Source organism: Winogradskyella sp. ABM4_392, assembly GCF_056160445.1.
On record NZ_JBSWXE010000002.1, the window covers coordinates 288,362 to 310,717 of the forward strand.

Annotated in this window: 21 protein-coding genes; 15 read left to right on the top strand and 6 right to left on the bottom strand. The window is 33.0% G+C overall.

The genetic code is table 11. The features are described 5' to 3' along the window. The first annotated feature begins 186 nt into the window (after positions 1-186). Positions 187-1,317, top strand: a complete 1,131-nt coding sequence (locus ACXAFS_RS07390; RefSeq protein WP_475306167.1) for a carboxypeptidase-like regulatory domain-containing protein — start codon at positions 187-189, stop codon at positions 1,315-1,317. A 78-nt stretch (positions 1,318-1,395) separates the two neighbouring features. Here the strand turns inward: ACXAFS_RS07390 and ACXAFS_RS07395 are convergent, their stop codons facing one another. The 3 genes from ACXAFS_RS07395 to ACXAFS_RS07405 form a co-directional block, all read right to left on the bottom strand. Beyond that, positions 1,396-2,112, bottom strand: a complete 717-nt coding sequence (locus ACXAFS_RS07395; RefSeq protein WP_475306168.1) for a toxin-antitoxin system YwqK family antitoxin — start codon at positions 2,110-2,112, stop codon at positions 1,396-1,398. 102 nt (positions 2,113-2,214) lie between these two features. Further along, positions 2,215-3,132: a hypothetical protein gene (locus ACXAFS_RS07400; protein ID WP_475306169.1), complete on the bottom strand. Its 918-nt coding sequence runs from the start codon at positions 3,130-3,132 to the stop codon at positions 2,215-2,217. Between the two features lie 119 nt (positions 3,133-3,251). Beyond that, positions 3,252-3,605, bottom strand: coding sequence for a 4Fe-4S dicluster domain-containing protein (locus ACXAFS_RS07405; protein ID WP_475306170.1), 354 nt, complete (start codon positions 3,603-3,605; stop codon positions 3,252-3,254). A 76-nt stretch (positions 3,606-3,681) separates the two neighbouring features. Between ACXAFS_RS07405 and ACXAFS_RS07410 the strand changes: the two genes are divergently transcribed. From ACXAFS_RS07410 to ACXAFS_RS07450, 9 genes are all read left to right on the top strand, one after another. Continuing rightward, positions 3,682-4,740: an acyl-CoA reductase gene (locus ACXAFS_RS07410; RefSeq protein WP_475306171.1), complete on the top strand. Its 1,059-nt coding sequence runs from the start codon at positions 3,682-3,684 to the stop codon at positions 4,738-4,740. A gap of 113 nt (positions 4,741-4,853) precedes the next feature. Beyond that, positions 4,854-5,915, top strand: coding sequence for a 3-phosphoserine/phosphohydroxythreonine transaminase (gene serC / locus ACXAFS_RS07415; protein WP_475306172.1), 1,062 nt, complete (start codon positions 4,854-4,856; stop codon positions 5,913-5,915). 28 nt (positions 5,916-5,943) lie between these two features. Then, a complete protein-coding gene (locus ACXAFS_RS07420; RefSeq protein WP_475306173.1) occupies positions 5,944-6,894 on the top strand; it encodes a D-2-hydroxyacid dehydrogenase in 951 nt (316 codons plus the stop codon). Between the two features lie 104 nt (positions 6,895-6,998). Next, positions 6,999-7,634 (top strand): DUF937 domain-containing protein, encoded by a 636-nt coding sequence (locus tag ACXAFS_RS07425; RefSeq protein WP_475306174.1) that lies wholly within the window; start codon positions 6,999-7,001, stop codon positions 7,632-7,634. Between the two features lie 190 nt (positions 7,635-7,824). Next, entirely contained in the window at positions 7,825-8,262 is a 438-nt protein-coding gene (locus ACXAFS_RS07430; protein WP_475306175.1) for a DUF6146 family protein, read from the top strand. A gap of 28 nt (positions 8,263-8,290) precedes the next feature. Continuing rightward, complete coding sequence (locus ACXAFS_RS07435; protein WP_475306176.1) at positions 8,291-8,779, top strand: DUF6787 family protein; 489 nt, start codon at positions 8,291-8,293, stop codon at positions 8,777-8,779. After that, positions 8,776-9,117 carry a hypothetical protein gene (locus ACXAFS_RS07440; RefSeq protein ID WP_475306177.1) on the top strand — a complete coding sequence of 114 codons (342 nt, stop codon included), beginning with the start codon at positions 8,776-8,778 and terminating at the stop codon, positions 9,115-9,117. The genes ACXAFS_RS07435 and ACXAFS_RS07440 overlap by 4 nt, the downstream gene beginning before the upstream one ends. A gap of 78 nt (positions 9,118-9,195) precedes the next feature. Further along, positions 9,196-11,595: a TonB-dependent receptor gene (locus ACXAFS_RS07445; RefSeq protein ID WP_475306178.1), complete on the top strand. Its 2,400-nt coding sequence runs from the start codon at positions 9,196-9,198 to the stop codon at positions 11,593-11,595. Positions 11,596-11,626: 31 nt separating this feature from the next. Next, positions 11,627-12,184 carry a type 1 periplasmic binding fold superfamily protein gene (locus ACXAFS_RS07450; protein ID WP_475306179.1) on the top strand — a complete coding sequence of 186 codons (558 nt, stop codon included), beginning with the start codon at positions 11,627-11,629 and terminating at the stop codon, positions 12,182-12,184. Between the two features lie 56 nt (positions 12,185-12,240). On the opposite strand, the gene ACXAFS_RS07455 is transcribed toward ACXAFS_RS07450, so the two are convergent. Then, complete coding sequence (locus tag ACXAFS_RS07455) at positions 12,241-12,510, bottom strand: hypothetical protein (protein WP_475306180.1); 270 nt, start codon at positions 12,508-12,510, stop codon at positions 12,241-12,243. Positions 12,511-12,766: 256 nt separating this feature from the next. Between ACXAFS_RS07455 and ACXAFS_RS07460 the strand changes: the two genes are divergently transcribed. Beyond that, on the top strand, positions 12,767-15,319 hold the full coding sequence (locus ACXAFS_RS07460) for a DUF5916 domain-containing protein (protein ID WP_475306181.1): 2,553 nt from the start codon (positions 12,767-12,769) through the stop codon (positions 15,317-15,319). A 318-nt stretch (positions 15,320-15,637) separates the two neighbouring features. Further along, positions 15,638-16,300 carry an ABC transporter ATP-binding protein gene (locus ACXAFS_RS07465; RefSeq protein WP_475306182.1) on the top strand — a complete coding sequence of 221 codons (663 nt, stop codon included), beginning with the start codon at positions 15,638-15,640 and terminating at the stop codon, positions 16,298-16,300. A gap of 5 nt (positions 16,301-16,305) precedes the next feature. Here ACXAFS_RS07465 and ACXAFS_RS07470 read toward each other — a convergent pair whose 3' ends face one another. After that, positions 16,306-16,758, bottom strand: coding sequence for a hypothetical protein (locus tag ACXAFS_RS07470; RefSeq protein WP_475306183.1), 453 nt, complete (start codon positions 16,756-16,758; stop codon positions 16,306-16,308). Between the two features lie 209 nt (positions 16,759-16,967). Then, a complete protein-coding gene (locus ACXAFS_RS07475) occupies positions 16,968-18,224 on the bottom strand; it encodes a hypothetical protein (RefSeq protein ID WP_475306184.1) in 1,257 nt (418 codons plus the stop codon). Positions 18,225-18,408: 184 nt separating this feature from the next. On the opposite strand from ACXAFS_RS07475, the gene ACXAFS_RS07480 reads away from it, so the two are divergent. The 3 genes from ACXAFS_RS07480 (at position 18,409) to ACXAFS_RS07490 (ending at position 22,276) form a co-directional block, all read left to right on the top strand. Further along, positions 18,409-19,143, top strand: a complete 735-nt coding sequence (locus tag ACXAFS_RS07480; RefSeq protein ID WP_475306185.1) for a DUF6263 family protein — start codon at positions 18,409-18,411, stop codon at positions 19,141-19,143. A gap of 141 nt (positions 19,144-19,284) precedes the next feature. Further along, the gene (fumC, locus tag ACXAFS_RS07485; RefSeq protein WP_475306186.1) at positions 19,285-20,682 is read left to right on the top strand and encodes a class II fumarate hydratase; all 1,398 of its coding nucleotides are present in this window, start codon (positions 19,285-19,287) and stop codon (positions 20,680-20,682) included. A gap of 184 nt (positions 20,683-20,866) precedes the next feature. Further along, positions 20,867-22,276 (top strand): T9SS type A sorting domain-containing protein, encoded by a 1,410-nt coding sequence (locus ACXAFS_RS07490; protein ID WP_475306187.1) that lies wholly within the window; start codon positions 20,867-20,869, stop codon positions 22,274-22,276. Positions 22,277-22,356 lie beyond the last annotated feature (80 nt).

Genomic DNA, 22,356 nt, shown 5'->3' on the forward strand with positions numbered 1-22,356 from the left:
ATTGAAATTCTAATTTCGCTTTTTTAAATCAACAAGTCAACACGTTACCTTACTTATTTTTCATATTTTTATAACTAGACTAGGAAAAACACCACCTTATCTGTTATATACTTGTAGCGCCAACCTAACCGTTTTATAACATGGCTATCTACTGTATATTATATCTAATTAATTAAATCCTTCACTATGAAACAATCAATCGTACTACTCCTCGTTTTTATTTTCGCCCTATCTTGTTCTAAAGACCAAAGCAATGACCCTTCTGGTGACTACAGCATCACAGGAAAATTTGTAACACCAAATGGCCTGGACGCTGTATCTAAAGCTAGTGTAAAGCTTTATAAAGATGGCACCTTAATACAAGATGCTGTTACCGATAGCGAAGGTCATTTTTTACTCGACAACCTTACTAAAGACAGTTACGACCTTTCTATATCTAAAGGGCAGTTTAGAACCACTACGTCTGTAAACCTTAGCGATCTTATTGATGCGCTTACCTTTGATTTAGATAGTTTACCAATTGACGAGTTACCATCTATTGCTGTGGTTACTGGTAGCTATGACCATATTGAAGAAGTCCTGTACAACATTGGTTTGGTAGACCCAGTTACCGATGAACCTCTTTTTGATATTATTGATGGTGGTGATGTAGCAGATCGTAATGCAGATCATGGTCATCACCAAAACACGACTACAGCAAGACGAACTAATCCTATGCTAGAGCCAAATGTAGATTTTGGTTTTGGTGATTTTATAGAAGATCCAGACTTATTAGATAATTACGATATTATCTTTTTAAACTGTGGGCTTAATGAAACTAAAACAGACTTTAGCGGTAACCTTACTGATTATGTGAATAATGGTGGCTTAATGTATGCTACAGATTGGGCTTTTAAGTACTTAAACGATATTACTGCAGATGGTACACAATACATGAGTTTTTACGACCCTTACAAGAGTGGAGATTCAGTTTCTACAGAGGCTCAAATCCTTAATCAGGATTTAATCGATTGGATTGCACTTAATTTTAATATCGATATTCCGAATGCTACTGTAACCATAGACGAGTTTTTACCAGGTTGGCAGGTTGTAGATACGTATGATTCCTCTACGGTTTTACCTTGGTTGTATGGTCCTGTGGAATATGATGGTATTAGCGAAAGTAAGCATTTAGCTTACACCTTTTTACATGGAGATGGTGGTGTGCTATATTCTTCATTTCATACCGAAAACAACACCTCTGATGCAACAACTGTTGAACGCTTAATGCAGTATATGGTTTTTGAATTGGCAGATATGAAGGTTGAGGTGGAATAGACAGAATAAAAGATTTCAATCTTAAAACAAAAGCCTAAAGTTAGTATTAAACTTTAGGCTTTATCATTTATTAGAGGTTTAGTTTTGGACTTCACCTTCACTGTATAATTTCGTTTCAATTAGTTTGCCTTCTTCATCATAAAAGAGCCACTCTCCTTCTCTTCGCCTTTTTTTATATAAACCGGATTCATCTATTTTACCATTTTTATGATAGCTGGTGTACTGTCCATGTCTATAACCATTTTCGTATTGCTCTACTCTTCTAATCTGTCCATTTTCATGATAACTTGTCCATGTTCCACTTTCTTTTCCATCGACATAGGTACCTGTTTTTTTTAGATAACCTTTAGTTAAATCATAATGTTTCCATACACCATTTTTCTTGCCGTCAACGTAATTGCCTTCTACAAAAACCTGATTAGGTGCAGAATAACCTACCATAAGGCCATGTCTCACACCATCTTTATAATTAAAGATTCTATAAAGATCACCTTCGTCAGTAAACTCTTTCCATTCTCCTGTTTTCTGTTGATTTTCATTGTAGCTTCCAATATGCTCTATTTGTCCATTTTCATAATAGAATTTCCACTCTCCAACTCTGTTTCCGTTAATAAAACTTCCTTCAATGTTTAATGCACCACTTTCGAAGTAAAACTTCCATTCTCCGGTTTGTTTTTTATCAGAAAAACTTCCTTCTGCTTTAAGATTTCCATTATCATGATAATATTTCTGAGTCTGAGCAACAGTTGTTAAAGACATAGAAATAAGAACGACTAACAAGTAGATTTTTTTCATTTTTAAATGTGTTTTTTATGTTTTGGGTAACCAGTTTATGGTGTTATCTTGAATTTTGGGAACTAATGTAATAAAAATTAAATACTATTAGTGTTTATATAGCTAGTCTAAGCCTCCAATACTTTTTATTCGAGTTTTAAAACTAATTACACCTTTAGGGTATTCGTTTTTAGACTTTAGTAGATCGTAGTCTGGATTTTTTTCAGGGTCATGATCAATTTCAATCTCCCAAAACAATAGCTTTTCAAAACAATATTTAGACAAAGGATTGTGAAGTTCTTTATCTTTTTCAGTTAAAATTGCTCTTAGCTCTTTTGGCAAGCGCTCATAATGATTTTCAAAAAAAGTATATTCATTTTTATTGTAAGTTATGATAACGTGCTCTATATCATTGTAATCTAAATCTTCAGGTATTGAGATTTCTAAAGTATTCTTGTTTAGAATTTGTATTTTCTTGTATTGTGCATTATTAGTGATGAGTTCTAAATTAAAGTCTAATTTACTAATGTTTGTTATAGTGTCTCTATCTATAAGTAGCCTTAATTTTAAAGGTTGAGACATAGCTTTTAATTCTCTTACTGTGATTAAAATATCATGAACAATATATTCGCTATGCTCTTTGGTAATTTCATCTATAATTTTAGAATAGTTTGTTTCTAGTAGTACCTTATTAAAATCTGGTTCTTCTTTGGCTAGCTTTATAAATTTCTCTAATCGCTCAAAATCGTATTTGGAATAAATGTAGAAAACCCGGTCTTTAGCTTCATCAGCATAGGCCTTAAATAGTTTGTCAACAGAATCATTATAGGATTTAAGAAGTGTACTGTCTTTTATATCTAAATCATAATCATTAAAAAGCAAAGCAGTAGAATTCAATATTTTATTTTTGTATTTGGCATAATGTTCATCAATTATCTTTTCTGACTTCATTATATCAAGAAATTCTCCAGCTTCTTTAGAATTTTCCTGTGCACTTATGTTTGTAATAATTAAAAAGGCAAGTATTTTAAGTATTCTCATTTTTTAAAATAATTCATTATTCACCATCTAATATAAGATTAAGCATGTTAAGGCAAAAAAAATCCCAAGCATTACGCTCAGGATTATTAGTCATTATAAATTAATAATTAATCATTCCTCTAGTCTTCAGGATGCATAAAACGCTGTTTACCTAATAGTTCTTCTTCCGTTTCTACATGGTCGTCGTCTGGCACACAACAATCTACTGGGCAAACTGCGGCACACTGTGGCTCTTCATGAAAGCCCATACACTCTGTACACTTATCTGGTACAATGTAATATAACTCATCACTTATAGGCTCTTGAGCTTCGTCTGCATCTACTTGCTTACCATTTGGTAATACTATATTACCTTCTAAACTTGTACCATCCTTGTAACGCCAATCATCAGCACCTTCGTAAATAGCTGTATTTGGACATTCTGGTTCACAAGCACCACAATTTATACATTCGTCTGTGATTATAATTGCCATAGTAAATTTTAGGTTTTTATTGCGTAATTTTGCAGTTGCAAAAATAAAGCCAAAATGGCGTTTTACCAAACTCTGCATGGATTTACAACAAAGAATTAACGCTTTCTCAAAATTAGGTCAGTTTTTAAGCCAGTTTACCACTAAGGGTATTCAAAAAGATGATACTGTAGAAGCCAATGATCTATTTTTTGATGGTTTTAAGCACCAAATAAAATTGGCTAAAGAGCATAACGGTTGGTTTACTGAGGCGAATGTTTTCTTTAGTTTAGAGTCTTGGGCTAATGCCTTAACCACTGATAACATTAACAAGTGGTTGGCAGACTATAATTTTAATGCTGTTGTACCTAAAACGGTTGGTATTATCATGGCAGGCAATATTCCATTGGTTGGTTTTCATGATTTTTTATCTGTGCTTATTTCTGGTCATAATGTACTAGTAAAACAATCCTCTAACGATAAGCACCTTCTACCCTATTTAGCCAAGTATCTCGAAGTTGTAGAACCTGGATTTAAAGGTAAAATGACGTTTACACAAGATAAGCTAGAAAACTTTGATGCTGTTATTGCTACTGGTAGCGACAATACAGCACGTTATTTTGAATATTACTTTAAAAACAAGCCGTCTATCATTAGAAAAAACAGAAATTCGGTTGCGATTCTCAAGGGCAATGAGTCTAAAGAGGATTTAGAAGCCTTATCTGATGATATCTTTAGATATTACGGTTTGGGTTGTAGAAACGTATCGAAACTATTTGTACCTAAAGACTATAATTTTGATGCCTTCTTTAATGCAGTATACAAATGGCATCCTGTAATACATGAAGCTAAGTATGCTAACAACTATGACTATAATAAGGCTGTATACTTAATGAGCGAATTTGATATGCTAGAGAATGGCTTTTTAATGATAAAGGAAGACACCAGCTATGCATCGCCTATTGCCACCGTTTTTTACGAATATTATGAAAGTGAGGAACAATTAAATAATAAATTACAAGAAGATAACGATAAGATTCAATGCATAGTTGCTAATGGTTTTGCTGATAATGAAATTGCATTTGGGCATACACAAAAACCAGAACTTTGGGATTATGCAGATGCTGTTGATACTGTTGAATTCCTGTTAAAAATTTGATACAAAAATTATCAATTTAGTAATGTTTTATAGGCAATTAATTAGCACCTTTGTAACTGACTAAACAAAAAACAACAAATTTCTGAAGCATCAGAAATGAAACTATATTTTTCATGAAAAAACATAATTTTAGCGCAGGTCCATGTGTACTACCAAAATCTGTAATTCAAAAAGCTTCTGAAGCACTTTTAAACTTTGACGATGGTTTATCGCTTATAGAAATTTCGCATCGTAGTAAGCCTTTTGTTGATGTTATGGAAAACGCTAGAGCTTTGGCTTTAGAACTTTTAGGTTTAGAAGGTAAAGGTTACAAAGCGTTGTTCTTACAAGGTGGTGCAAGCACACAGTTTTTAATGGTTGCCTTAAATCTTCTTGAAAAAAGAGCTGGTTATTTAAATACTGGTACTTGGAGTGACAAAGCTATTAAGGAGGCTAAAATTTATGATGACATTTATGAAGTTGCTTCTTCTAAGAGTGCAAACTTTAACTACATACCAAAGGGTTACGATATTCCTGAGGATTACGACTATTTTCACTGTACGTCTAACAACACCATTTTTGGAACACAGATGAAGCATTTTCCAAACTCACCAATTCCTATGGTTTGTGATATGAGTAGTGATATCTTTTCTCGTGAGTTGGATTTTTCAAAGTTTGATTTAATCTATGCTGGCGCACAGAAAAATATGGGTCCTGCTGGTACAACCTTAGTGGTTGTAAAAGAAGATATTTTAGGTAAGGTATCTCGTAAAATTCCTTCAATGATGGACTATAAAGTGCATATCAGTAAAGGAAGTATGTTTAACACTCCTCCTGTATTTGCAGTTTATACATCTATGCTAACGTTACAATGGTTAAAAGATTTAGGAGGCATCAAAGCCATTGAAGAAGAAAACGAAAAGAAAGCACGTTTGATCTACTCAGAAATAGACTTAAATCCACTATTTAAAGGCTACGCAGTAAAAGAAGATCGTTCCACAATGAATGCGACCTTCACATTAGAAAACGAAAATCTAAAAGAAACGTTTGATGCTATGTGGAAAGAAGCTGGTATTAATGGTCTAAATGGTCATAGAAGTGTTGGTGGCTACAGAGCATCTATGTACAATGCTTTAACGTTAGACAGTGTAAAAGCACTAGTTGAAGTTATGAGTGAACTAGAAAGAAAAGCTTAAAAAATAAAAACAAACGAATTCCTATTACATGAAAGTACTAGCAAACGATGGTGTTTCTCAAAGTGGTATTGACGCTCTGGAAGCAGCTGGTTACGAAGTGTTAACAACAACTGTTGCACAAGAACAATTACAAAATTACATTAACGACAATGATATTACAGTACTACTGGTAAGAAGTGCTACCAAAGTTAGAAAGGATATTATCGACAACTGCCCTAGCCTTAAGATTATTGGTCGTGGTGGTGTTGGTATGGACAACATAGATGTTGATTATGCTAGAGAAAAAGGACTTCATGTTATCAATACACCAGCTGCATCATCGCACTCTGTAGCAGAATTGGTATTTGGCCATTTTTATGGCTTGGCAAGATTTCTTCATAACTCTAATCGCGATATGCCTTTAGAAGGAGATTCTAACTTTAAAGCGCTTAAAAAAGCCTACGCTAAAGGAGTTGAGTTAAAAGGAAAAACTCTAGGTGTTATTGGTTTTGGTAGAATAGGACAAGCTACTGCTAAGATTGGTATTGGTGCTGGTATGAAGATCGTAGCCTTTGATCCTTTTATTGAAGAAACAACTTTAGAATTAGACTTTTTTGATGGTCAAAAAGCAAGTTTCAACATTAAAACCGTGTCTAAAGAAGACGTTTTAAAACAAGCAGATTTTATTACGCTTCACGTACCTGCTCAAAAAGATTATGTTATTGATGAAGCCGACTTTAACCAAATGAAAGATGGAGTTATTATAGCAAATGCCGCACGTGGTGGAGTTGTAAATGAGATTGCTTTGGTAAAAGCTATTGAAAGCGGAAAAGTGGCAAGAGCTGCTTTAGATGTGTTTGAAAAAGAGCCACAACCAGAAGTACAATTACTTATGAATCCTGCTTTATCGTTAACTCCTCATACTGGTGCAGCTACTAGTGAAGCACAAGATAGAATTGGTGTAGAACTTGCAGATCAAATCATAAAAATATTAGGCTAACAAAATAATTGTGACCTAGTTAAAGAAAATGAGTCCTATAATTGTATGGGACTTTTTTTGTACCTTATTAAACTAAATTTTATTAACCTTAATTTTATAAAACAATGGAAGGAATTTTAGACTTATTAAATAGTGATTTAGGAAAAACCATCATAAGTGGTGTTTCTGGTTCTACAGGAACTGATCAAGGGAAAACAAGTAGTGTTTTAACAATGGCATTACCTGTTCTTATGAAAGCAATGGAGCGTAACGCTTCTACACCAGAAGGCGCACAAGGTCTTATGGGTGCGTTAAGTGGTAAACACGATGGAAGTATCTTAGATAACTTAGGCGGTCTTTTTGGCGGTGGAGTTGATGAAGAAGTAAAAACTGATGGGTCTAAAATTTTAGGTCATATATTAGGTAGCAGACAACAAGGTGTTGAGCAAGTAATCGGACAAAAGTCTGGTTTAGATGCTGGTTCTGTTGGAAACATTCTAAAAGTTGCAGCACCAATCTTAATGGGTGTTTTAGGTAAGCAATCTCGTCAAAACAATGTAAGTTCTCAGAGCGACCTTACAGGTCTATTAGGTGGTTTACTTGGTGGTAACGATACAAGACAAGAGCAAAGTTTCTTAGAAAAGATTTTAGATGCTGATGGAGATGGTAGCGTTATAGATGACGTTGCAGGAATGGTACTTGGTGGTGCTAAGAAAAAAGGTGGACTTGGTGGTCTTTTAGGAGGCTTATTCGGAAAATAAAATCCTACCATTATTATATATAATAAAGCAACTCCAAGGAGTTGCTTTTTTTATTTTCAATATGTACACTTTTACTCACTGATTATATCGGTTGGCTCATTTCTTGTTTTCAATGACATTATTTACACTGTACTTTGTCTTTAACATCTATAATTATCAAATGACTAAAATTATTAATACCTTTAATGTTATGAAAAAGATTATTCCATTCGTTGTTCTTATTGCATTAATTGCTAGTTGTAAATCCTACAATAGTAATCCAACAATTAATAATGGCAACGATAGTGCTTTAGTAGAAAACGACACTGTTTCAATAAGCAGTGATGAAACTGATTATGAAATTATTATCATAGAGCCTGGTTTTAATGCTTGGTTGGCAAGTACTGCAAGACCACGAGGTTTTCACTCCCAAAGGTGGTTAGAAAACAGAAATGCTTTTCTTGTACAAGCTTGGAACCAAAGGAATCTTCAACCTCACAGCTATGACCCAAATTTGTATCAGGTAAGAATAGATTACGATACACGTACAGATTATGGTTATGAAGTTAACTATAAACTCTACAACTACTTTTTATATTTTCAGTTAAAATATAAACAACAATTAACCTCTATGATTCCTAGAATTTAGCGTAACTTTGCACCACTTTAAAGGTGCTATGAAAAAATTTAAAGAAAACTGGGAAATTCAGCATAACTGGCAGTTAATATTTCCATTAATTGGTCTTTTAAGTCTTGGCTATTCATCATATAAATTAGCACTAGCTTACTTTGATAGTTTTGGCTACATCATCATTGCATCAGTTGCCCTTTTTGTTAGTCTATTGGTTTTAACTTTAAAACTATTTAAGTTTTTAGAAAAACGTTGGAAACTTCAATATAGATGGGAAATGATAAGGGTATTTATCGTTTTTGCAGTTACAGGTTCATCGTCATTGTATGTAGGGCGACCAATTATTAAACTTTTAGGAATTACTAAAGAAAACTTAAACCCTGTCCTCTACTGGATATTATTTATTATCATTGGACTCATTTTTTATCAAATTCTTTTAGTTACCTTTGGTTGGTTATTTGGTCAGTTCCAATTCTTTTGGGAATTTGAGAAAAAAATGTTGAGGAGATTTGGCTTAAAACGCTTTGTAGATTGAGTAGAAAAACTATCATAAAACCTACATTTAAAGTACTTGCATTGGTATTAATATTTGCAGTATTATTACCATCTGCTGTAAAATTATCTCATGTTTTTACGCACCACAAACACGAAGTTTGTAAAAACGATAGTAATGACAAGACACATTTCCACGAATTAGATGTAGATTGTGAATTTTATAAGTTTAAACTTAATACAAACTACTATTCTGGTTTATACGCTTTTGAAACTATCATTCAAAATAACTTAAGCAAGGTAAATACCTGCTTTTATTTGTTCTTAAGAACGCATCAGCAAAACGCTTCATTTTTAAGAGGTCCACCTACCCTAGCCTAAAACTTCAGTAAAGAAATACTTTTAAGTTACCATTATTATTAAATATATGGTAACGTCAACTTACTATATTTTATGGTTATGAGGCTTCTGGCTTTATTTATACTTTTAATTACATTTCAATTTAGTCACTCTCAAGAGTGTAATTATACATTCTTAGGAGAGATTAAAGACTTTCACAACAATACTCCTATTGTTGGTGCTACTATATTTATGCAAAATTTAAATAAGTACACCACTTCAGATGTAGATGGAAAATTTAAAATTGAAAATCTTTGCAAAGGAGAATTAACACTTGTTATATCTCACGTTGGTTGTGAAACCAAAACGATTACATATAATATTGAAGGTGATATTTTTAAAAGTATTGCTCTAGAGCATCATATTGAAGCACTTACAGAAGTTACCGTTGCCGGAAGCTCTAAACTTGAAAATACAAGTATTCAGCAATCAATATCAAAACAAGAGATTGTAGTATTTACTGATAAATCATTAGGTGACGCATTGAATACTATTAGTGGTGTATCGTCTTTAAATACTGGTAATACCATTGTAAAACCAATGATTCATGGCTTACATAGCAGTAGACTATTAATCGTAAACAATAATGTACGTCTATTTGATCAAGAATGGGGAGATGAACATGCACCTAACATAGATATTAATTCTAGTGGAAGAATTGATGTCATCAAAGGCGCAAATACATTAATGTATGGGAGTGATGCAATAGGTGGATTAATTTTAATTCGTCCTGAAAATTACGCTGCAAAAGACAGTTTATTTGGGAGTACGTCTTTATCGTTTAATACAAATGGTTGGGGAGGCAATTTAAATTCTGAACTTGTAAAAACTTACGAAAGCGGTTTCTATGCCAGAGCTCAAGCCAGTTACAAAATGTTTGGAGATTTTGAAACGCCTGACTACAATTTATCAAATACTGGTATTAAGAGTATTAACGGTTCTGCTAGAATTGGCTACAAGTCCTTTGAAAAAGGATTTGATGCCTACTACAGTTTTGTAAAAAACAACATTGGTATTTTAAGTGCTTCTCATATTGGTAATGTAAATGATTTGGTAAGAGCAATTAACGAAGGGACTCCACAAGTAATTAACGACTTCTCTTACGATATTGAAAATCCAAAACAAGAGATTTTACATCATTTAGGGAAGGTAGAAGCCTACAAACGTTTTCAAGGACTTGGCAAGTTAACATTGCAGTACGATTTTCAGATTAACAGACGAAAAGAATTTGATTTAAGACGAGGAGATAGAGCAAACATTCCTGTTATAGATCTTAGACTCTTTACTACTTCATTTCAGCCTAATTTGAGAATTGACGCCATAGATAATTTAGTTTTAAATACTGGATTTCTATTACGTTATCAACAAAATGATGCTGTTTCTGGTACAGGTGTAAGTCCATTAATTCCTGATTTTGATAAGTTTGAAATAGGAATATACACAACAGGCAATTATGATTTAAATGACAGTACTGAGTTAAGTGCCGGAATTAGATATGATTTCTCTCACATTGATGCGCAAAAGGATTACAGAATTTCGGATTGGGACGATACTTATAATTATGATGAGTTATTTCCACAGTTTAATTCTGGTGAAATCGAAAATTCTAGATACAAGACCAATCCAGAATTTACATTCCATAATCTATCTGCTAGCTTAGGCTTAACAAAGCAATTTGAAAATGACATTCAACTATTAGCAAATTATGGTTTAGCCTCCAGAATGCCTAATCCTTCTGAACTCTTTAGTGATGGTCTGCACCATAGTGCTGCCAGAATAGAAATAGGCAGATTAACTATGGAAAAAGAAGTTGCCAATAAGTTCATTGTTTCTTTAGAACGTAACAATGAAAATTTTGGTTTTATCTTAAGTCCATACTACAAAATCATAAATAATTTTATCCAATTAATCCCTATTGGAGCAACAACCACTGTTAGAGGTGCTTTTCCTGTTTGGGAATACAATCAAGTAAATGCCAGAATATTTGGGGTTGACTTAGATTTAAACAAAAAAATCTCTGACAATTTTAGTTATAATGGTAGTTTAAGCCTATTGCAAGGAGATAACACTTCTGATGATATTCCGCTTATTCATATGCCATCAACAAATTTTTCAAATACTATAACATATAAAAATGAAAAACTTAACCAATTAACACTTGGTTTAAAACAACATACTGTATTACAACAAAAAAGATTTCCAGATTATAATTTTTTTACTTTCGATCCTGTACTACAAGACGATGTTTTTGTAGATATAAGTTCAACACCTGCAGCATATACACTGTTCAGTTTTAATAGTTCTGCAAACTTTAAAGTATCTAATACATCAACTCTAAACCTTTCATTTAATGTTGATAATCTATTTAACGTTTCATACAGAAACTATTTAAACAGACTGCGTTACTTTGCTGATGATCTGGGAAGAAATTTCAATATAATTCTAAAACTCAATTATTAATAAAAATATGTCAAACTTTAAATTTAAAACTATGAAAGCAAACACAATAAAACTATTAGCCTTATTTTTTATCTCTAGTTTAGCTTTTACAAGCTGTTCTAGCGATGATGATGGAGGTGGTGAAAACGATGAAGAGTTAATCACTACTGTAATTTATACATTAACCAATAATGCAGATGCTGGTGATGTTGTTACATTAACTTTTACTGATTTAGATGGAGAAGGTGGTGCTGATGGTACTTATAATATTTCTGGTCCATTAACAGCAAATGCTATGTATACTGGTGCAATGCAATTATGGAACGCAACGGAAAATCCTGCTGAAGATATTAACGAAGAAATTGAAGCAGAAGCAGATGAGCATGAGTTCTTTTACACCAATACTGCTGGCTTAACAATTACTAAAACTGATGTTGATGGTGAAGGAAATCCTTTAGGTCTTGAAACTAGTGTTTCAACTGGTGCAGCATCTACAGGTAGCATTATAGTAATCTTAAAACATGAGCCTACAAAGCCAAATGATGGAACATCTTCTGGTGCAGGTGGTAGCACAGATGTTGAAGTAACTTACGCTGTTACTGTGCAATAATAAATTTAGTTTGTAATACAGAAAAAAATGGCTGAATATAGTATTCAGCCATTTTTTTATGCATGTATTACACTATCACTTTCTTTCTTAAAAACAAAGGTATACAACCACATTAACGAGAATGTAGGTACCATGTCCATAAACGGCAACGCTTCTTCTACAAATGAGATGACTGCTGCTACTTTACCTTCTATTCCTTTATACATTTTAGTCATTAAATAGGCAGATAATGGTGCCCAAATAAAATCAAAAGGTGGAAAAACAATAGACGCATAACCTAATGCATCAAAAAGTATACTGAGTCCTAGTTTTCTATATCTATTCATGTATTATTATAGTTTTAATTCAATGAATATTAAGCAATAAGCATTCCAAAATTCACTCTTGTCATTTATAGTGTTAATTCTATTAACATACCTTAAACCTTTTTAACGTTTAATTAAGAGGCTTGCATATTATCACAAGTTAGTTTTGTAAAAATTGCTTATGTAAAGCATGACTAGCATTATAAAGTAAAAGTGTAACAATCGTCAAAAACGTTCATCTATAAAAAACGAACCAAAGAATCATCAATCAATCATTATGAACATACGTTCTTTTTTCATTCTATTTACCCTCTGTTTTTTTAGCGTTGCACTTTCGCAAGAAAACACAGTCCTTACCAAAGACAAAAAAACACTCAACATTACCAGAGCACCAAAAAAACCAAAAATTGATGGTGTTTTAGACGACAAAATCTGGGAAAATGCAGAAATCGCTACAGGCTTTATACAGTTTAGACCAGATATTGGCAATACGCTACCAAAAGAACAAAGAACTGAGGTAAAAATGAGTTATGACGATGATGCTATCTATGTGGCTGCTTATTTATACGACGATCCAACTAAAATCATGAAGCAGCTAACAACTCGAGATAATTTTGGTCAGAATGATTTCTTCGCTGTGATTTTAAACCCAAATAACGATGCACAAAATGACACCCAATTTTTTGTATTCAGCTCTGGCCAGCAAGCAGATGCTATAGCCAATCCTAGTATTGGTGAGGACTTTAGCTGGAATGCTGTTTGGCAAAGCGCAGTGCAAATAGTAGATGACGGTTGGATAGTTGAAATAGAAATACCGTACAGAACATTACGTTTTCCAGACCAAGAAGAACCAACTTGGGGACTTCAGTTTCACAGACATTTTAGAAGAGACCGCTCACAATATACATGGAATGAGTTTGACCCAACACAAGGTAACATAGGTTTGTACCATGGTGAATTAAAAGGTCTAAAAAATCTTAAACCACCTGTAAGGCTTAACCTCTACCCTTTTTCAACAGGAATTCTAAACAGTTATGATGGTGATACTGAAACAGACTTAACCTTTGGTATGGATGTTAAGTATGGTATTACAGATAACTTTACACTAGATGCAACGCTTGTTCCAGACTTTAGCCAAGCTGGTTTTGACAGAATAGTTCTAAACCTTGGACCTTTTGAGCAAACGTTTTCAGAACAACGTCAGTTTTTCACTGAAGGTGTTGATTTATTTTCCAAAGGAGATTTATTCTTCTCTAGGCGTGTGGGTAATGCACCAAGTGGTCAACTAGATTTAGAAGAAAATGAGGAAGCCGATATTCCAGATGAAGTAAAAGTTTTAAATGCTGTAAAAGTATCTGGAAGAACTAAAAAAGGACTTGGTGTAGGTATTTTTAATGCTATTACCGAAAAAACTTATGCTACTATAACCAGAAGCGAAGAAATTTTTGATGAAAATAACCAAGTTATAGATACGCTAATTACTAAACGTCGTGAGGTTGTTGAGCCTTTTACAAATTACAATATTTTGGTTGTAGACCAGCAGTTTAATGGTAATTCTTCAATAAGTCTTATCAATACCAATGTAATGCGCGAGGGAGAATTTAGAGATGGAAATGCTACTGCAATCGTTACCAATTTACAAAACAAGAGAAATACTTATGTGATAAATGCAGAAGCTAAAATGAGTAATGTTAACTATCAAAACGCTGATAGCGAAACTGGTTTTAGTTCATTTTTCTACATAGGAAAAACGCATGGTAATCTACGCTACAGTTTTGACCATCGCTTTGCAGATACCAAATACGAAATCAACGACTTAGGGCTTAACTTTAGAAATAACTTCAACAATTTTGGTGCCGATATTTGGTATCAAATCTTTGAACCAAAAGGAAATTTAAATAGCTATCGAATCAATGCTTGGGTTAATTACCGAAACCTAGCAAATCCTGGTGTTTTTACAGGAATGAATTTTGGTGGACGCTATTTTGCGCAAACCAAAAAACTCAATGCCTATGGTTTTAATTTTAACATAGAACCAGGCAAACAATATGATTATTTTGAATCTAGAGATGGCAGGCCTTTCATTTATGAGAATATTGCCAGTATAGGTGGCTTCTACTCGTCCAACTACAATAAAGTATTTGCTTTTGATGTTGATGGAGGTATTTTTAAAATCTTTGAAGATGGCAGAGATCTGTTTGGTTACAATATTTTCTTGAGTCCAAGAGTGAGACCAAACGACAAACTTTTGATGATATATAGCTTTAGCTTAAATATGTCTAACGGCTCACGTGGTTATGCAACGTTTGAAGATGACCAACCAATTCTTGGTGAGCGTAACAGAAAACGAATTACAAATACCGTCTCTGCGAATTATACCTTTAATCCTTTTAACTCTATTGCTTTAACATTTAGACATTATTGGGATACCGTAAATTATGATGATGAGCTTTTCACCTTACTAGATAATGGTCGTCTTACAACAGAACAAGGTTACACCGTTGATAATGTGAGTGAGTCACCAAACATTAATTTTAGTACTTGGAATATCGACCTCAGCTACTCATGGCAATTTGCTCCAGGTAGCTTCTTAACAGCTTTGTACAGAAATCAACTCTTTAATTTTAATAGTATGTCAGAAGACAGTTATTCTGAAAGCTTAGGTACACTTTTCGATCAGCCAATACAACACACCATTTCTGTGAGATTACAGTATTTCTTAGATTTCAATGGTATAAAATCTATTTTTAAGAAGAGAAATAATACCCAAAACGGACAAGCCAACAACTTCTTCTCGTCTCGAAACAGAAGATTTGGTATCAACTCTTAGTTTTTACTAGTTCCAATATTTGTATCATACGCAACTAACATCAGTTCGAGAGGTTCTACATTGTATTGAACTCTCCGTCAGTTCGAGTGGTTTTGACGTGTCAAAATTGTATCGAGAACAAGTTCTTAGTTTAAATTACCATAGTAATCCAAACTTCATTTATTAACAGATAGGTCGAAAAATGAAGTATCCTTTATCAGACTTCTCGATACATAATTGCTAGCGCAATTCCACTCGAAGTGACATCTCAATTCATTTTAAAACTAAACAAAAATCCAAGCATCTCATAATCTAAAAAAATAGTATTTTCGCTCTTGTATGATAAAAGCTACCAACATCCATAAATCGTATAAAGATTTACACGTTTTAAAAGGCGTAGATATAAACATTGCAGAAAGCGAAATCATTTCTATTGTTGGTGCATCAGGCGCTGGTAAAACAACCTTATTACAGATTTTAGGCACGCTAGATAAACCAGATTATAAGAGTGATACCACACTAGAAATCAACGGACAATCCATCACAGCATTAAACGATAAAGCTCTAGCTAAATTTAGAAATAAGCATATTGGTTTTATCTTTCAGTTTCATCAATTATTACCAGAGTTTACAGCTTTAGAAAACGTGTGTATTCCTGCATTTATCAATAACACACCAAAAGCTGAAGCCGAAAAACGTGCTATAGAATTGCTAGATTATTTAGGTTTAAAAGATAGAATACACCATAAACCTAATAGCATGTCTGGTGGTGAGCAGCAACGTGTTGCTGTTGCCAGAGCGTTGATTAATCAACCAAATATTATTTTTGCCGATGAGCCTTCAGGTAATTTAGATAGCGAATCTGCAGAACAACTGCACCAACTCTTTTTTAAGTTGAGAGATGAGTTTAAGCAAACATTTGTCATCGTTACCCACAACCAAGACTTAGCCAATATGGCTGATAGAAAATTAACAATGGTTGATGGAAAAATTGTAAACTAAGACCGTTATTCCGTTTTATTAGCGTCCCTGTATCCTAAAATTGCTTGCGTAGCATACAATTCGCCTAGTGCTTGTGCAAAAGCTGTAGTCATACTTTCATCCCAATTCTTCACATCATTTTCAAAAGATTGCTGTAATTGCGCATTGTTAATTGGCATACCTAAATAATAGGTTCTACCAGAAACTTCTGATGTAGCAATTATTAAAATACCTGCTAATTTGTTTTCCTCAGTTCTAACAAGTGCATTAAAGCTAAACGAATAATCACTTCTGGTTATAGTGTTTATATGATCTACTTTATAACCACTTTTCATATCGAGACCAGAAGATAGCTGCATTTCGTAGCCTCTAATCATGTAGTTATATTCTTCTGATGTGGTTCCGTTGGTTTCTGAGGTTTGGGAAAAAGATAAATTAAGAATTAAGATAATCGCAAAAAGCGGAAGTATTCTTTTCATTGTGTAAGTAGGTTAAAATTAGGGTTAGCCAAATATATTAATTTTTACCAAACTTTTGTTTTAGCTAAAAATAAATAGAGTTACGCTTATCTTTAGTGATATAATGTCGTTTTAATGACTTATATCGATTGATACTGAAACAAGTTCAGCACATGTAAGCAAGTTAGAATTTAAAAAACAACTAGTCAATACGTAACCCTACGTATTTTTCAAACTAGCCTTTTTTCTATTTCTTTTTTCCACTTAAAAAACCCTTTATCTAAGTCACTATAATCATGGTAAATTCGTTTAAATTCATCACTTGATTTATTTAAAAACTTCTTTTTACCTTCAACCTTAATTGTTTTTATTGTGTCATTTAATTTTTTCAAAAAAGTCATTAAATTTTCATTACTCTTTTTTGTCCTCCAAATATATGTAGCCTCTTCAGTATTTAATGTTTCCCAAATAAAATGATAAAAATTAATACCGTCAATTAAAAACATGAATGAAAAAGGTCTATGAATAAGTCTAAGTTTCATCAATTTATAAGAATGAACACCTGATAAATATCTAAGATGTTTGTAATGTTTAGTATTTGTAATCCTCAATAAATCATTAAGAAACAAACTATCATCACTATAAAATGTTTTAATCTTAAAGTTCTTTTCAGAGAATGTATTAAAATATTCTTCAACAGTGAGGATGTCATGCTCCATCTGTGGTTTTGTATTATTTTTAATCGTAGATTTAATATAATTAAATTTTACCTCATCTATTAGCGATTTATTTATCTTATTTATATCAAGGGACTCAGTGTAACTAGATTTTACTTCATTATCTTCTATATCTATTTGAACTGAAACTTTTACTTTCTTAACTCTAAGTATATTTTCAAAATAATTTTTAATAGCATCATATTCCTTAATTAATTGGTCGTTTTTTATAGTTAAATTAATTGGCTTAGGATAAACATCAAACTTCTTTTTAAATGACACATAACCGTCATTAAACTCTAGCTGAGCAATTGGGAAATAAAAAGACTCTATAATACTGAACTTAATTGGTTTTTTGATTATGTCACTTTTCCTAAGAAATCTATTTTCTATCGACTCTTCTTTGTGAAGATAACTTCTTTGATTTGATTGTTTTGATTTATTTGAAAACGTTGACATCAAACTAATTGTATTGACACTCTTAAATGAAACAGTATTAATTTGGTTTAGTTCTGTGGATAAGCGTATTTGGTGAGTTTCAAAATCTGTCTCTCCTCTATTATATGAAATTACATCACAGAAAAGTCGCATTTTATCATGAAATACATTTCGTACTTTAATAACCCAGAAGGCTTGAGACTGAAACTTTGATAAATGTATATTCACATCAGTATTTTCAATACTGATTGACTTATCTTCTGTTATAAAGGCCTCAGAGTTTTTAAATTTAACTTTTAATTTAATCCCTTCTAATTCAGTCAAATCAATCATAAGATCATTTTTAAAGTTTAAATTTTTGAGTAATCATGTTCTAGTCAAACGAATTTAATATTCTACTTAAGAAAAGTCAATACGTAACCCTACGTATTTTTCAAACAATGGCTTTAATAAATTAAAAATTTGCTAACTCATTTTAAATCTTATATTTGTTAGTATAACATTAATAAAAAACAAAATGAAAAAAGTACTAGTAGTCCTATTGTTATGCGTTAGCACCTTAGCCTTTTCGCAAGAGACAGCCTTATTACGTCTAAACTATGAAAAAGGTGATACCTATGAGGTAAAAACGGTAATGAAACAAAGCATGGGCGAATTTATGAAAATGGATATGACCATGTCTATGGATCTTAACGTTACAGATACTAAAGACAATGCAATAATCTCTGAGGCTACATTTAGCCATGTAAAAATGGATATGGAATCTATGGGTCAAAAAATGGATTATGATTCTAACACAGAAGAGTCTGAATTGAGCCCATTTGGTAAAGGCATGCACGTTGAGATGAAAAAATTACTAGAAACCGTTGTAACTATAGAAAATGACAAGCTAGGTAATGTTACCAAAACAGATATAAAATCTGGTATGGCTGATGTTAGTTCTTTTAAGGACAATATGAGTGGTATGATCTTCCCTGAAGAAGCTGTTACAGTTGGCTACAAATGGAACGAGACCAAAAACCAAGAAGGTATGAATATAGAAACTACTTATGAAGTAGCTTCTATTACTGATGATACCGTAGAACTAAAGTTAACAGGAAACGTTTCTGGTTCAGCTAAAGGTACTTTAGAAGGTAGTAGTAGTATAGAAAGAGCAACTGGCAATGTTATAAAATCGGAAGTTAACATGTCTGTTACTGCAGAAGGACAAGCTATTGAAACCAGCGTTACAATGACCTCTACAAAAAAATAAGTTTAAAATTTATTTATACAAAAAGCCCAGAGTATTCTGGGCTTTTTTATTTGTATAAACGCTAAGATAAAACCATAATTTTAGTAGCAATACACCTACAAAAACTGTAATTTTGTAAAGCGTTAAAAAACATACATTATCATGACATATAGAATAGAAAAAGACACCATGGGTGAAGTTAAAGTGCCTGCTGATAAACTTTGGGGAGCACAAACCGAGCGATCTCGTAATAACTTTAAAATTGGTGCACCAGCTTCTATGCCTTTAGAAGTGGTTTATGGTTTTGCATATCTTAAAAAAGCTGCGGCTTATGCTAACTGCGATTTAGGCGTTTTAGACAAAAGTAAACGCGACCTTATTGCACAGGTTTGTGATGAGATTTTAGAAGGTAAGCACAACGATCAGTTTCCATTAGTAATTTGGCAAACAGGTTCTGGTACACAAAGTAACATGAACGTCAATGAAGTAATTGCGAACAGAGCACACCAAATAGCTGGTAAAGTTATTGGCGAAGGTGATAAAACCATTCAACCAAACGATGATGTTAACAAATCGCAATCGTCTAATGACACCTTCCCTACTGGTATGCACATTGCTGCATATAAAAAAGTGGTAGAAACAACGATTCCTGGTGTTATACAATTAAGAAATACGTTGCACAACAAAGCCATTGCTTTTAAAGATGTTGTAAAAATTGGTCGTACACACCTTATGGATGCAACTCCATTAACCTTGGGTCAGGAATTTTCTGGTTATGTTTCTCAACTAGACCATGGCTTAAAAGCATTGGAAAATACTTTAGCCCATTTAAGCGAATTAGCATTAGGTGGCACTGCAGTTGGTACAGGACTTAACACACCTGAAGGTTATGATGTTTTAGTTGCTAAATACATTGCTGAGTTTACTAACCTTCCTTTTGTAACGGCTGAAAATAAATTTGAAGCCTTAGCTGCTCATGATGCTATTGTAGAAACGCATGGTGCATTAAAACAATTAGCAGTATCACTAAACAAAATAGCAAATGATATTAGAATGATGGCTTCTGGTCCTCGCTCTGGTATTGGTGAGATTATTATTCCTGCCAACGAACCAGGAAGTTCTATTATGCCAGGAAAAGTAAATCCAACACAATGTGAAGCATTAACAATGGTTTGCGCACAAGTTATGGGCAACGATGTAGCTGTTACTGTTGGTGGCACACAAGGTCATTATGAGCTAAATGTTTTTAAACCTATGATGGCCGCTAATATTTTACAATCTGCTCAATTGATTGGTGATGCAAGCGTAAGCTTTGAAGAAAATTGCGCTAGTGGTATTGAACCAAACCATGCAGTGATTAAAGAATTGCTTAATAACTCTTTAATGTTAGTAACAGCATTAAATACTAAGATTGGTTACTATAAAGCAGCTGAAATTGCTAATACAGCTCATAAGAATGGTACAACGCTAAAAGAAGAAGCTATAAACTTAGGCTACGTATCTGCAGAAGACTATGACAATTGGGTAAAACCAGAAGACATGGTAGGTAGTTTAAAGTAGAACTACGTATATTATAATAGTCGTCAATTTGAGTTTAAAAACAACAAGAAATTATACTCAGATTGACGATTTTTTATGTAGTTTTCAATCAGATTTAGCCACTTTTTAAACAACTGAATATCAACACAAAACACTAATAGATTAAAATAAATTCTTACATTAGCACAAACAAATCCAATTCGACATGAAAAAAACTTTACTTACAATTTTCTCTTTTTTAATGATTGCGTATTCTGCTGATGCGCAAACTTTATGGAATTCTATTCAAAATATAGATCCAAACACTGGTAATGACCCTTATGTTATTGCTTCTGGTGATTTAGATGGTGATACAGATATAGACCTTGCCATTGGTACTTATAATTTTTCGGCAGATGTTGTTAAATGGTATCAAAACGATGGTAATGGAAACTTTACAATAATGCCTACGGTTTCAGATGTGGGTACATTAAGTGGTATTGGAGGAATCGTTATTGCAGATTACGATGGTGTAAATGGAAATGATATTGTTGTAAGCTCATATTCTAATGATACTGTAATGTTTTATGCCAATAATGGTGCTGGTGGATTTGATGCAGGAGTAGCAGTATCCACAACTGCAGATGGTGCAGGACAACTCACTGCTGTAGATATTAATAATGATGGTAACTTAGACATTTCTATTGCAGAATATGATGGTGGAATTGCTTCTTGGTTGCCTGGTAATGGTGATGGTACTTTTGGTACTAAACAAACCATAGTTGCGGCAAGCCTTCCTGGAAACGTTAGTTTTGATGATTTTGATGGTGATGGTGACCAAGATGCTTTAATAGGCTATGTAGACGGTACTACTTCTGGAACCATAGAAATATACTATAATCAATATGTAGAAAGCGGAACAATGACTGTTTCTTGGATAAAAGATACAGTAACCGTTAATAGTGGTAATCCGTATTTGTTTGTAGCTGCCTTCGCAGATGTTAATGATGATGGCACCTTAGATATTATTAAATCTGACAATTTCAGTGGTGATGTAGCGTGGTACAGTAAAACAAAAAATGGACCATCTATAGAGACTATAATATCAGATGATTCAATTATAGACAGACCTGCAGTTGTTGCTGTAGCTGACTTAGATAACGACACATATAATGATGTTATTTTAACCGATGGAAGTTCTGCAGATAACGCTATTATCTGGTTTGAAAGTACAGATGTTGGTACCTTTAATCCTGAAGCTCTAATTTACGATAACAACTATCAACATTATGGAATAACTATTGCAGATCTTGATGGTGATGGTGATAAGGATATTGCTACGATTGGCTATTTTAGTAATACTGTAGATTGGTACGAAAACATTCTTGAAACTTTAACCATTAATGAAAGTACATCTGCAACATTTTCTATTTTCCCTAACCCAACAAAAGATAATTTACATTTTGAAGGTTTAGAAGACGAAACAATTAATATTTCAATTGTAGACGTTTCTGGGAAAACTGTACTATCCAAATTACAAAACTCTAATCAAAATTTAGATGTTTCTGGTTTAGCAGATGGTATTTATACGATAACCATCAACGGAAAATTTGCTTCAAAGTTCATTAAAGAATAGAATTATAAAATATTTCAATTTTAAAACGCTGATACTTGTTATCAGCGTTTTTTTTTATCAAAAAAAATAGGCAACTTTAC